This is a genomic window from Streptomyces sp. NPDC048603 (genome assembly GCF_043199475.1).
Taxonomy (GTDB): Bacteria; Actinomycetota; Actinomycetes; order Streptomycetales; family Streptomycetaceae; genus Streptomyces.
The window spans coordinates 1-12,425 of the sequence record NZ_JBICVY010000004.1; the positions used below are offsets into that span (position 1 = coordinate 1).

The 12,425-nt window shown below is 72.1% G+C and carries 12 protein-coding genes; 3 read left to right on the plus strand and 9 right to left on the minus strand.

Going from position 1 to position 12,425, the window contains the following annotated elements; genetic code table 11:
- Positions 1–346: 346 nt before the first annotated feature.
- Positions 347–1,354 (minus strand): stage II sporulation protein M, encoded by a 1,008-nt coding sequence (locus tag ACGFQ9_RS09880; RefSeq protein ID WP_393573040.1) that lies wholly within the window; start codon positions 1,352–1,354, stop codon positions 347–349.
- Positions 1,355–1,470: 116 nt separating this feature from the next.
- On the opposite strand from ACGFQ9_RS09880, the gene ACGFQ9_RS09885 reads away from it, so the two are divergent.
- On the plus strand, positions 1,471–2,478 hold the full coding sequence (locus ACGFQ9_RS09885) for an RDD family protein (protein ID WP_393573042.1): 1,008 nt from the start codon (positions 1,471–1,473) through the stop codon (positions 2,476–2,478).
- Positions 2,479–2,526: 48 nt separating this feature from the next.
- Positions 2,527–2,832: a hypothetical protein gene (locus tag ACGFQ9_RS09890; RefSeq protein WP_393573044.1), complete on the plus strand. Its 306-nt coding sequence runs from the start codon at positions 2,527–2,529 to the stop codon at positions 2,830–2,832.
- 12 nt (positions 2,833–2,844) lie between these two features.
- Here ACGFQ9_RS09890 and ACGFQ9_RS09895 read toward each other — a convergent pair whose 3' ends face one another.
- The 8 genes from ACGFQ9_RS09895 to ACGFQ9_RS09930 all read right to left on the minus strand — a co-directional run bounded on the left by ACGFQ9_RS09895 (position 2,845) and on the right by ACGFQ9_RS09930 (position 11,758).
- Positions 2,845–3,465: a hypothetical protein gene (locus ACGFQ9_RS09895; protein ID WP_393573046.1), complete on the minus strand. Its 621-nt coding sequence runs from the start codon at positions 3,463–3,465 to the stop codon at positions 2,845–2,847.
- A 110-nt stretch (positions 3,466–3,575) separates the two neighbouring features.
- Positions 3,576–5,012: an adenosylhomocysteinase gene (gene ahcY / locus ACGFQ9_RS09900; protein ID WP_393573048.1), complete on the minus strand. Its 1,437-nt coding sequence runs from the start codon at positions 5,010–5,012 to the stop codon at positions 3,576–3,578.
- 343 nt (positions 5,013–5,355) lie between these two features.
- Positions 5,356–6,315: a cation diffusion facilitator family transporter gene (locus ACGFQ9_RS09905; RefSeq protein WP_393573050.1), complete on the minus strand. Its 960-nt coding sequence runs from the start codon at positions 6,313–6,315 to the stop codon at positions 5,356–5,358.
- An 84-nt stretch (positions 6,316–6,399) separates the two neighbouring features.
- The gene (gene manA, locus ACGFQ9_RS09910) at positions 6,400–7,560 is read right to left on the minus strand and encodes a mannose-6-phosphate isomerase, class I (protein ID WP_393573052.1); all 1,161 of its coding nucleotides are present in this window, start codon (positions 7,558–7,560) and stop codon (positions 6,400–6,402) included.
- A 234-nt stretch (positions 7,561–7,794) separates the two neighbouring features.
- Positions 7,795–8,928 carry an SIS domain-containing protein gene (locus ACGFQ9_RS09915; protein ID WP_393573053.1) on the minus strand — a complete coding sequence of 378 codons (1,134 nt, stop codon included), beginning with the start codon at positions 8,926–8,928 and terminating at the stop codon, positions 7,795–7,797.
- 117 nt (positions 8,929–9,045) lie between these two features.
- The gene (locus tag ACGFQ9_RS09920; RefSeq protein WP_393573055.1) at positions 9,046–9,228 is read right to left on the minus strand and encodes a Trm112 family protein; all 183 of its coding nucleotides are present in this window, start codon (positions 9,226–9,228) and stop codon (positions 9,046–9,048) included.
- Positions 9,229–9,887: 659 nt separating this feature from the next.
- A complete protein-coding gene (locus tag ACGFQ9_RS09925) occupies positions 9,888–11,252 on the minus strand; it encodes a phosphomannomutase/phosphoglucomutase (protein WP_393573057.1) in 1,365 nt (454 codons plus the stop codon).
- A gap of 77 nt (positions 11,253–11,329) precedes the next feature.
- Entirely contained in the window at positions 11,330–11,758 is a 429-nt protein-coding gene (locus ACGFQ9_RS09930) for a DUF3499 domain-containing protein (RefSeq protein WP_393573755.1), read from the minus strand.
- Positions 11,759–11,939: 181 nt separating this feature from the next.
- Between ACGFQ9_RS09930 and ACGFQ9_RS09935 the strand changes: the two genes are divergently transcribed.
- The gene (locus ACGFQ9_RS09935; RefSeq protein WP_393573756.1) at positions 11,940–12,401 is read left to right on the plus strand and encodes a metallopeptidase family protein; all 462 of its coding nucleotides are present in this window, start codon (positions 11,940–11,942) and stop codon (positions 12,399–12,401) included.
- Positions 12,402–12,425 lie beyond the last annotated feature (24 nt).

A 12,425-nucleotide genomic window follows, 5' to 3' on the forward strand; every position in this document is an offset into this window, starting at 1 on the left:
TTCGTTCTTGCGTTTCCGACTCTATCAGATCTTTTCGGACCCGATTTCCTCGGTGCTTTCCGGTTCCGGCGCTTTCGCGCTTTTCCCTTCCGGCGTTTCCGACTCTATCAGAGAATCTCACCGAGTTTTTCCGGCTTCGACATCCGACAGGATTTCGGAGGGTGTGCTCCAACCGTGGAATTCGATTCCAGGTTCGGGAGCCAGGAAGACTTTATTCGATCACGATCGGACTGTCCAGTCCGACGCAACCGTTCGAATCTACCTCCCCACGCGGACCGTGTCAACAGTCTTTGCGGGACGACGAGACACTAGCAGGTGAGCGGGGCCGGACGCACATCGAGACGGCTCAGGCCGCCGTCGGGAGGGTGTCCGTGCGGTCCCCCGCTTCCACGTCGCCGGTCTCGCCGGCCCTGGCGGCTCGGCCGCCGAGGACGTAGACGTAGAGGAAGAACAGCGCCTCGGCCACGACGCCGATGGTGATGCGGGCCCAGGTCGGGAGGCCGGACGGGGTCACGAAGCCTTCGATGAGACCGGAGACGAACAGGATCGCGGCCAGGCCGATCGCCATGCCGAGTGCCGCGCGGCCCTGTTCCGCGAGGGCTTCGCGGCGGGTGCGGGGGCCGGGGTCGATGACCGTCCAGCCGAGGCGGAGGCCGGTGCCGGCCGCCACGAAGACCGCGGTCAGTTCGAGCAGGCCGTGCGGGAGGATCAGGCCGAGGAACACGTCCAGCCGGCCGGCGGAGGCCATCAGGCCGAAGCCGACGCCCAGGTTCGCCATGTTCAGGAAGAGGATCCAGAGCACGGGGATCCCCAGGAAGGCGCCCAGGACCAGACACATCGCGGCTGCCTGCGCGTTGTTCGTCCACACCTGGGCGGCGAAGGAAGCAGCCGGATGGCTGGAGTAGTAGGTCTCGTACTCCCCGCCCGGGCGGGTCATGGCCTTCAGGTCGTCCGGGGCCGCGATCGAGGCCTGGACCTCGGGGTGCGTCGCGATCCACCAGCCGATCAGGACGCCCACGGCGACGGAGAGCACCGCGGTGGGCCCCCACCAGCGGCGGCTCCGGTAGACGGCGGCGGGGAAGCCGGCGGTGAAGAAGTGGGCCGCGTCGCGCCAGGAGGAACGTCGGGCGCCGGTCACCGTCGCGCGGGCGCGGGCGACCAGCTGCGTCAGCCGGCCGGTGAGCATGGGGTCGGGGGCGCTGGACTGGATGAGCGAGAGGTGGGTGGCGGTCCGCTGGTAGAGGGAGACGAGTTCGTCCGCCTCGGGACCCGTGAGCCGGCGGCCACGGCCGAGCAGCTGCTCCAGCCGGTCCCACTCGGGGCGGTGTGCGGTCACGAAGACGTCGAGATCCATCCGCTTGCCGCTCCCCTGCCCCGTCGGTTTTCCACAGCCCTTACTCCCGCTGTCGTCAGCTTGGCAGACTTGATGACCAAGGGGCAGGTCAGGTCGGCGGTGAAGGGTGGGTTTCGGTGAGTGGTCTGGTGACGGGGGACGCGGTCGTCCTCGGGCTGCGGCCCGCCAGGTTGCCCAGCCGGGCGCTGGCGATCATGCTCGATCTGGTCGTGTATTTCGTCGGGTACGTGCTGATCTCGGTCGCCATCACCCTCGGGACGGCCTCGATGGACGAGGCCGCGCAGGCCGCCATCGCGGTGGCGTCGTTCGTGCTGATCCTGGTGGGCGTTCCGATAGCCGTGGAGACGTTGTCCCACGGGCGCTCGCTGGGGAAGCTGGCCCTCGGGCTGCGGGTGGTCCGGGACGACGGCGGGCCGATCCGGTTCCGGCACGCGCTGGTGCGCGGGGCCATGGGCGTGATCGAGCTGCTGCTGACGTTCGGGATGATCGCGGTGATCGCTTCGCTGGTGTCGGAGCGGGGTCGGCGGCTCGGGGACGTGTTCGGCGGGACGCTGGTGGTACGGGAGCGGGTGCCCGGCGCCCGGGTGATACCGGTGCCTCCCCCGCCGCCCTGGCTGGCCGGGCAGTTCAGCGGGCTCGACCTGTCGGGCGTACCGGACGGGCTGTGGCTGGCGATACGCCAGTACCTGACGCGGATGGGTCAGCTGGATCCGCAGGTCGGTGCGCAGATGGCGGGACGGCTGGCGGATGACCTGGTGGCGCGTACGGGTGCGGTACCGCCGCCCGGGATACCGGCTGCCGCCTTCCTGGCCGCGGTGGTGCACGAGCGGCAGTCGCGCGATGCGGCTCGCGCCTTCGGCACGGGTGTGGGTGCGGGTGTAGGCGTGGGGGTGGGGCGGGGTGCTCCGGCAGGTCACCCGTACGTCGGGCAGCCCGCGCCGTACCACGGGCAGTCAGTGCCCGTTCCGGGCGGAATGCCAGGCGCACCGGTCGCGTCGGCGACGCCGGTGGCGCCGGTGGCTCCCGCGGCGGCTGCTCCGGCCGGCACCCCGGCCGCTCCGGCTGCTCCCCCGGCCGGGCCGGTGGACACGGGCCGGAAGACCGGGTTCGCTCCGCCGGCCTGACGGGCACCTCGGCGGGGGTTGTCGGTGTGATCACCTAGCCTGCGCAGCATGTCAGTGAACATCGAATTCGGGTTCCGGGTCACGAACATCGCCGATGAGGCGCAGGCTCAGGCGGTCATCACGGAGCTCCGCGAGCTGATGCGGGACGAAGGCATCGGAGACCAGGTCAGGATGGCGGTGGAGGAGGAGGACGGTGCCTGCCTCGTTGTCGGGGAGACCGTTTTCCCGCTCATCGTCAGCCGTTCCTACCTGTGGTGCCCGGAGTTCGAGAAGTCCTTCGCCTGGTACGTGAAGGAGGCGGCGCCGGCGGCGACGGGCGTACTGGAGTGGAACTACCCCGACGAGGAGTACTGACCGCCTGAGCCGTCAGTCCGTCGGGAACACCGAAGGCGGGGTCTCCAGGTGTTCGAGTTCGATGCCGGGGGCGGAGAGGACCACGTCTCCCGCGATGTGGACGGTGTGGACCTCGCCGGTGTCGAGGGAGGTGACCCGGTATTCGTCGACGGCGAGCGGTCCGCTGTCGGTGGGGTGGGTCTCGGTGCCCAGCAGGGCCCATGCCTGGTCGACGGTGAGAGGGGCCAGGACCGGGTCCGTGAAGCGGACGAGGCGGACCCGGGTGGCGGGGGCGCCCGGGGTCAGGCGCAGCAGCCGGGCGGTCGCGATCAGGAAGGCGGGGGAGGTGCCGGTGAAGGCGGGGGCCTGGACGTTGCCCTCGGTGGCCTCGGTGCCGGTGGGGTCGGTGCGGACCCAGGTGACGCCGTCGATGGCGGCGCCGCGGACCTGCCAGCTGGCGGCGTTGAGTTCGAGGCGGATGGGGCGGCCGAGCTCGTCCAGGGCGAGGTCCACGGAGCCGGCGTGTTCGCCGTCGGGGGTGGTGCGCTGGGAGACGTAGCGCCAGCCGGAGGGGCCGGGGGCGCAGTGGAAGTGCTCCTCGCCGAGGGGGGCGTGGTCGTGCGGGTCGTGCAGCGAGTAGCGGCCGCGGGGCATGGGGCGGGGTCCTTGGGTACGGGGAACGGGGCAGGCCCCCGGCACGGCTGCCGGGGGCCTGACTCGGGTTCCGCTGATCGGTGACCGATCGGTGATCGGTCAGTGGGTGATCAGTAGCGGTAGTGGTCCGGCTTGTACGGGCCCTCGACCTTGACGCCGATGTAGTCGGCCTGCTCCTGGCGGAGCGTGGTGAGCTTGACGCCCAGGGCGTCGAGGTGGAGGCGGGCGACCTTCTCGTCGAGGTGCTTGGGGAGCACGTAGACGCCGGTCGGGTACTCCTCGGGCTTGGTGAAGAGCTCGATCTGGGCCAGGGTCTGGTCCGCGAAGGAGTTCGACATCACGAACGAGGGGTGACCGGTGGCGTTGCCCAGGTTGAGGAGGCGGCCCTCGGAGAGGACGATCAGGACCTTGCCGTCCGCGAAGGTCCAGGTGTGGACCTGCGGCTTGACCTCGTCCTTGACGATCCCGTCGATCTTCGCCAGGCCGGCCATGTCGATCTCGTTGTCGAAGTGGCCGATGTTGCCCACGATGGCCTGGTGCTTCATCTTGGCCATGTCCGAGGCCATGATGATGTCCTTGTTGCCCGTGGTGGTGATGAAGATGTCGGCGGTCTCCACGACCTCGTCCAGGGTGGTGACCTGGTAGCCGTCCATCGCCGCCTGCAGCGCGCAGATCGGGTCGATCTCGGTGATGATGACCCGGGCGCCCTGGCCGCGCAGCGACTCCGCGCAGCCCTTGCCGACGTCGCCGTAGCCGAAGACCACGGCGGTCTTGCCGCCGATGAGGACGTCGGTGGCGCGGTTGATGCCGTCGATCAGGGAGTGGCGGCAGCCGTACTTGTTGTCGAACTTCGACTTGGTGACGGCGTCGTTCACGTTGATGGCCGGGAAGAGCAGGGTGCCCTCGGACATCATCTCGTAGAGGCGGTGGACACCGGTGGTGGTCTCCTCCGTCACGCCGCGCACGTCGGACGCCAGCTGCGTCCACTTCTGCGGGCTCTCGACGAGGGTGCGGTTGAGCAGGGTGAGGATGTAGCCGTACTCCTCGGAGTCCGCGGTGGACGGGTCCGGGGCCGCGCCGGCCTTCTCGAACTCGACGCCCTTGTGGACCAGGAGGGTGGCGTCACCGCCGTCGTCCAGGATCATGTTCGGGCCGCCGGTGGGGGTGTCCGCCCAGGTCAGCGCCTGCTCGGTGCACCACCAGTACTCCTCCAGCGTCTCGCCCTTCCAGGCGAAGACGGGAACGCCCTGCGGGTTCTCCGGGGTGCCGTTCGGGCCGACCGCGATGGCGGCGGCCGCGTGGTCCTGGGTGGAGAAGATGTTGCAGGAGGCCCAGCGGACCTGCGCGCCGAGGGCGACGAGGGTCTCGATGAGGACGGCGGTCTGCACGGTCATGTGCAGGGAGCCGGTGATGCGGGCGCCGGCCAGCGGCTGGGCCTCGGCGTACTCGCGGCGGATCGACATCAGGCCGGGCATCTCGTGCTCGGCCAGGGTGATCTCCTTGCGGCCGAAGGCGGCAAGGGAGAGGTCTGCGACCTTGAAGTCCATTGCGTGCTGCTCCTCGTGGTTCGAGAGGGTGGGTACGGCTGAGCCGTGTACCGGGCCGGAGGGTTCCGGAACGGCACACCGGGCGCAGTCCGTCGGAGGCCCTCTCTCCCCTCGGCCGGTCACCGGGACCGCCCGCCTGCCATCAGCAGCGACGTCTGGCACTGCTGACGAATCTACACCGATCGGCCCAGCGGACCCCAGCCGGTCAGGGAACAAGTCGCGGGCGATTCCGGGGCTTCCGGCGGTGCCGGCGCCGCCGGTGTGGGGATCGGCGATCCCGGAATGACGAAAGGAGGCCCCCGCGAGCCGGTGCTCGCGGGGGCCTCCTCACGCACGGTGCGGGCTACTCGGCCTTGGACTCGGCCTGAGCGGGAGCGGAGTCCGTCGGGGCGGACTCCTTGTAGATGTCCGGCTCCAGGTAGATCACGCGGGCGATCGGGACCGCCGTACGGATCCGCTCCTCGGCGGCGTCGATCGCGTGCGCGACCTGGGCCGCGGTGTTGTCGTGCCTGACCGCGACCTTGGCGGCCACCAGGAGCTCCTCCGGGCCGAGGTGCAGCGTGCGCATGTGGATCAGGCCGGTGACGGTGTCCCCGTCGACCATGGCGGCCTTGATCTTCTCGACGTCCTCGGTGCCCGCGGCCTCGCCGAGGAGCAGCGACTTGGTCTCGGCGGCCAGCACGATCGCGATCAGGATCAGCAGGACGCCGATGCACAGGGTGCCGATGCCGTCCCAGACGCCGTTGCCGGTGATCAGCGCGAGGCCGACGCCGAACAGGGCGAGGACCAGGCCGACGAGGGCGCCGAGGTCCTCCAGGAGGACGACGGGGAGTTCGGGGGCCTTGGCCCGCCGTACGAACTGGGTCCACGTCAGCTTGCCGCGGATCTCGTTCGACTCCTTGATGGCGGTGCGGAAGGAGAAGCTCTCGGCGATGATCGCGAAGACCAGGACCCCGACCGGCCAGTACCACGCCTCGATGGCGTGCGGTTCCTTGATCTTCTCGTAGCCCTCGTAGATGGCGAACATGCCACCGACGCTGAACAGCACGATGGAGACCAGGAAGGCGTAGATGTAGCGCTCACGCCCGTATCCGAAGGGGTGCTGCGGAGTCGCCTCGCGCTGCGCCTTCTTGCCGCCGAGGAGCAGCAGGCCCTGGTTTCCGGAGTCCGCCAGCGAGTGGACGCTTTCCGCGAGCATCGACGAGGAGCCGCTGAAGATGAAGGCAACGAACTTGGCTGCGGCGATGGCGAGGTTGGCGGCGAGTGCCGCCACGATCGCCCTGGTACCGCCCGACGCGCTCATGAGTGCGGATGTCCTTTCCTGACGCTGACCCTGCTACCACTGGTACGGCCGCACATTGTTGCAGCCCTCGGTGCAGACGGCGCGTCAGGCGACCACAGTGGCGCGGAAGACCGTGCCATTCCCGGACAGTTCGGCCATTTCGCCTGCCGGGACGAAGACGGACTCGCCCGGTGCCAGGGTCAGTTCGCCGACCCGGACCGAACCTGCGGTGCAGAGCAGGATCTGCGGGGTGCCGGCCGGGACGGAGACCGGGGCGGCGGCCGGGGCCAGGTCGAAGCGGGAGAGGCGGAACTCGTCGATCGGGGTCTCGTAGACCTCCTCGCCGGTCTCGCCCTCGGGGCGGAGCAGGGCCGGCTCGGAGGGTTCGAACTTCACGATCCTCAGCAGCTCGGGGACGTCCACGTGCTTGGGCGTCAGGCCGCACCGCAGCACGTTGTCGGAGTTCGCCATCAACTCCACGCCGAGGCCGCTGATGTAGGCGTGCGGGACGCCGGCGCCGAGGAACATGGCCTCGCCGGGCTGCAGTCGGACGTGGTTGAGGAGCATGGCCGCGATCACGCCGGGGTCGCCCGGGTAGTGGTGGCCGAGGACGGCGTACGGGGCGTACGCGCCGCCGAGGCGGGTGGCGGCGGCGGTGGCCTCGGCCACGGTCCCGGCCATCTGCTCCCGGTCCGCGCTGAGTACGGCGGTCAGCATCTCGCGCAGCGCCGCCTCCTCGGGGTGGGCGTGCAGCAGGTCCACGTACGGCTTGAGGGAGTCGACCTCCAGCCCGGAAAGCAGGTCGGCGGCCTCCAGCGGCGGGCGGAACCCGCACAGGCCGTCGAACGGGGTGAGCGCGCAGATCAGTTCGGGCTTGTGGTTGGCGTCCTTGTAGTTGCGGTGCGGAGCGTCGACGGGGACGCTGCGGCGCTCCTCGTCGGCGTGGCCCTCCCGGGCCTGCGCGAGGTCGGGGTGGACCTGGAGGGACAGCGGCGCACCGGCCGCGAGGATCTTGAGCAGGAACGGCAGCCGGGGCCCGAACTTGGCGACGGTGGCCGCGCCGAGCTCGCGCTCGGGGTCGGCGGCGATGACCTCGGACAGGGCGGTCTCACCGGAACCGCGGTCGAGGCGCGAGGGGGCGCCGGGGTGCGCGCCCAGCCACATCTCCGCCTGGGGTTCGCCGGTCGGCTCGGTGCCGAGGAGCTCCGGGATCAGGGTGGTGGAGCCCCAGGCGTAGGGGCGGACGGTGTTCGTCAGGCGGTCCATCGGTGGTTTTCCTGGCTTCCTCGGTGTGGGCGGCGCGGCGGTGCACGGGTGCGCTGGTTCGCGGGGGTGCTGCTGCGCCTGGTGCGGTGGTGCGCTGGTCGCGCGCTGCTTGCGCCCTGGTGCGCGGTGTTGCCGGTGTTGCCGGTGTTGCTGCTGCTTCGAGCGGTGGGGGCCTGGATCCCCGGTGCGTGCGCGGGTGCGGGAACGGGTGCGTGCGCGGGTGCGTACGCGCCGTCAGGGGCGGCCTCCGGACGCCAGCGCGAGGTAGGCGGTGGCGAAGTCCGTGATGGCGAGGAGCTCGGCGAGCTGCTCCAGCTCCCCGCCTTCCTCGGGTTCGAGTTCGCTGATGGCCGTGTCGTGGCTGAGGGCGAGTTCGCGGGCCGCGGGGGCGGCGGTGAGGCCGCCGGACGGCCGGTCCCGGAGCAGGACCACCCGGGCGTGCAGGGCCTGGGGCTCCTCGACCCGGTCGCGGAAGAAGTCCTCGGGGTCGGCGCCGGCCGCGAAGGCGCCGGCGAGCAGGACCCCGTGGCGCGGCAGCGCCTCGGGCAGCTCGGCGGCGAGCGCCGGGCGGCCGGCCAGCTCGGCGAGGGTGGCGGCGAAACGGCGGCCGGCCGGCGCGGCGCCGGGACCCTCGCTCCAGATGAGCGGGAGGGAGTCGGCGAGCTCGGCGGCCAGGGTCTTGGCGGGGTTGCTGTACGTGGCGATGGCCGGGCCGCAGCGTTCCGCGGTGTGGTCGAGGCGGTCGGCGACCAGCTGCAGGGTGTGCGGGGCGGCGGTGATCAGGCCGACCTTGTCGAGCAGCACGAGCAGGGGGGTGAGCAGGGCCCACAGGGCGCCGGGGCCGGCCGAGGCACTCTCGTCGTAGTCCTCGTACGGAGCCTTGGCCATCGGTACCAGGAGGCCGTGGGCGGCCTGCACCGCTTCGTTGATCGGGGAACGGGGCGGGGCCACGGCGACCACGGTGCAGCCGCGGCGGTACGCCTGCTCCACGAGCTGGGCGAGGCCGGGTTCGGTGCCGTCGGTGGTGGCCACGAGCAGCAGGTCGACGGGGCCCGCCCAGCCGGGCAGGGCCCAGCGGAGTGCCCCGGCGGCGTGCGCGACGCCGGTGGGGTGCAGCCGGGTGACCGGCGCCGAGGCGCCCGCCAGGGCGCCGAGGAGGTCGGCCACGCCGGTGGCGGCGGTACCCGGACCGGCGATCAGGACGGTCCGGGGGCGCCCGTCCGGGCGGAGCTCGCCCAGACCTGCCTCGGCCGCGTGCCGGGCCGCGGTGCGGACCCGGGCCCCGGCTTCGGCCGCGCCGCGGAGCAGTCCGCGGCGGTCGGCGCGGGCCAGGTCTTCCGGTGCGTCGAGCAGCGACTCGTCGAGCATGCGGGGCCTCCGGTCGGTTGAGTTCTCAGGCTCTCGGATCTCGGCTCACGGGTCACGGCTCACGGTGCTTTGCGGGGGCGGCGGGCCGTTGACCGCCGGCTGGGCCGGTTCGGGCGCTCAGGCGGGGCGGCGGGCCTCGTCCACGAGGAGGACCGGGATGCCGTCCCGGACCGGGTAGGCCAGGCCGCAGTCCGTGCCGGTGCAGATCAGCTCGGGCGTCTCGGCCTTGGTCTCGTCCTGGAGGGGCGAGTGGCAGGCGGGGCAGGCGAGGATCTCCAGGAGGCCGGCTTCGAGCGGCATGAGGGGTCCCTTCGGGATACGTATGAGGTTGGGCCAGGTCAGCGTACCGCCAGGGCTCTTTGGCTGCACCGCCGTACGGGCGCTCGGGCCCGGCTGGGCCCTGCCTTTCGGCTGCGCCGCAGCGTGCCGCGTCCCGCCGCCGTGCGTGGCGCTCGGCGGTACCCCCGCCGACGTTGCCTGGGCCGTGTGGGCAGGCGTGCCGTACCGCGCCGCCGTGTGGGCAGGCGTGCCGCGTCGCCACCGGCCGTGTGGGCAGGCGTGCCGCAGGGCGGCACGGGTGGGCACACGGCACACCGGCCCGCGCCGGACGCGCAGCGTGTCCCCGCACCCCGACCCCGCAGACGGGTCGGACCCCGTCCGGGCGGAGCTCCGCTCCCGGCGGTGCCGGGTCCGGCGGAGCCCCGCCCGGGCCCGGGGGCAGCGGCTGCGGCCGAGCCCGGCCATGGCTTCGGTGGGGCGGGAGCGTTGCCTGCGGAGCGGCGTTCCGGTGTGCCCACCCGTTCCGCCCTGCGGAACGCCTGCCCACACCTACGGCGGAGGCGCCGCCCACATCTTTCGCGGAGCCGCGCCCCCGCCCCCGCCCTTGCCGGGGTGGGGGCACAGCCATGCGGAACGCCCGCTCACGCTTCGGCCGCGCCGCGCACGCGGGGCGGCTCGGGTCAGGCGCGGATCAGGGTGAGGGCTTCGTCGCGGATGCGGGCGAGCGTCTCCGGGTCGCGGGCCTCGACGTTCAGGCGGAGCAGGGGCTCCGTGTTGGAGGCGCGGACGTTGAACCACCAGTCGGCGGCGGAGACGGTCAGGCCGTCGAGCTCGTCCAGCTCGACGCCTTCGCGGGATGCGTACGCCTCCTTGACCGCGGCGAGGCGGGCCGCCTGGTCGGCGACCGTGGAGTTGATCTCGCCGGAGCCGGAGTAGCGCTCGTAGGAGGACACCAGGGCGGAGAGGGGGCCGTCCTGGGTGCCGAGGGCCGCCAGGACGTGGAGTGCGGCCAGCATGCCGGTGTCCGCGTTCCAGAAGTCCTTGAAGTAGTAGTGCGCCGAGTGCTCGCCGCCGAAGATCGCGCCGGTCTTCGCCATCTCCTCCTTGATGAAGGAGTGGCCCACGCGGGTGCGGACCGGGGTGCCGCCGTGCTCCTTGACGACCTCCGGGACCGACCAGGAGGTGATCAGGTTGTGGATCACCGTGCCGGTGCCGCCGTTGCGGGCCAGCTCGCGGGCGGCGACCAGGGCGGTGATCGCCGACGGGGAGACGCCCTCGCCGCGCTCGTCGACGATGAAGCAGCGGTCGGCGTCGCCGTCGAAGGCGATGCCGAGGTCGGCTCCCTCGGCCTTGACCCGGGCCTGGAGGTCCACGATGTTCTTCGGGTCCAACGGGTTGGCCTCGTGGTTCGGGAAGGTGCCGTCCAGCTCGAAGTACATCGGCACCAGGTCGAGGGCGAGGCCCTCGAACACCGACGGGACGGTGTGGCCGCCCATGCCGTTGCCCGCGTCCACGACCACCTTCAGCGGACGGATCGCGGACAGGTCGACCAGGCCGCGGAGGTGCGCGGCGTAGTCGGCGAGCGTGTCGCGCTCGGTCACGGTGCCGGGGGTGGCGGCCGCGGCGGGGGCGCCGCTCTCCGACCACTTCTCCACCAGGGCGCGGATGTCCGAGAGGCCGGTGTCCTGGCCGACCGGGGCCGCGCCGGCACGGCACAGCTTGATGCCGTTGTACTGCGCGGGGTTGTGGGAGGCCGTGAACATGGCGCCCGGCAGGTTGAGCGCGCCGGAGGCGTAGTACAGCTGGTCGGTCGAGCAAAGGCCGATCAGGGTGACGTCGGCCCCGCGGGCGGCCGCGCCGCGCGCGAAGGCCGAGGACAGCCCGGGCGAAGAGGGCCGCATGTCGTGGCCGATGACGATCGCCGACGCGTCCGTGATCTCGACGAACGCCGCCCCGAACAGCTCCGCCAGAGTCTCGTCCCACTCGTCCGGGACGACTCCGCGCACGTCGTACGCCTTGACGATGTTCGAAAGATCCGCAGCCACTGCCTGCCCTCCACCTGGGGTCCTGTCCGTCCGGACAACCTACCCTGCCGCACGGGGGCTTCAGCGGCGCAAAAGCGTCAGGAATCCGGCGAGCGCAGTACGCGCAGATGGCCGCGACGTGTCTCGTTCCTCGGACCTGCGCCGGAACGGCCGCTGCCGCCGGCCTCCGCCGCCCGGTCCTGCGGGCGCGCCGCCTCGCGCACGGCGTTGGCCAGCGCTTCGAGGTCGTCGCCGCTCGGCCGGGACGGCGCGGAACCATCGGACAGGCGTACGACTTCCCAGCCGCGCGGGGCGGTCAGGCGCTCCGAGTGCTCGGCGCACAGGTCGTAGCAGTGGGGTTCGGCGTAGGTGGCGAGCGGGCCGAGGACTGCGGTCGAATCGGCGTAGACGTACGTCAGTGTTGCGACGGCAGGGCGGCCGCACGCGGTGCGAGAACAGCGACGTACAAGGCTCACGACGTTGGACGGTACCGCACTCTTGACCGGGCCGCGACGACTCCGGGTCAGCTCACTCCCCCGTGTCGTGGCCTGATCCCGCCCCCGGGCGGCCCTGACCAGGGCCGCAGGCGCGCCCGGTCCGGCCGTTCCCGTCGCCGGAACGCGCCCGGAATGTCCGCTGCGTGACATCCCCTCGCCGACGGCGGAATCGGACCCTTCGGGAGCGGCGGAGGGCTACCCTGCCGGGGTGATGGACAGTTCGCCGCCGCCGCAGCCCACCGAGCCCCGCCCCCGCCGACGCGACCGGCACGGCCGGGGCATGCGCGGGCCGGTGGCCCCGCCGCAGGTGCCCCTGTCGGCCAGCCGGGCCGAGCTCTTCGGGGATCTCGTGCAGGACTCGGTCGAGCGGCTGGAGCGGCGCTGGCCGCAGCTGGCCGAGGTGGAGTTCATGGTCGCGGAGGTCCCGGGGGCGCCGGGCGGCGCCGACACCGGGTGGAACGACGAGGCGGTGCCGCTGGGCGGGCTGGTGGAGCCGCACGAGGGCCGGCCGGCCCGGATCATCGTCTACCGGCGGCCGGTGGAGATCCGTTCGAAGACCCGCGACGACCGGGCGCTGCTGGTGCACGAGATCGTGGTGGAGCAGGTGGCCGAGCTGCTCGGGCTGTCGCCCGAGACCGTCGACCCCCGCTACGGGCAGGACGGGCAGGACTGAGGCACCCTCCGCCCTCTTCCTTTG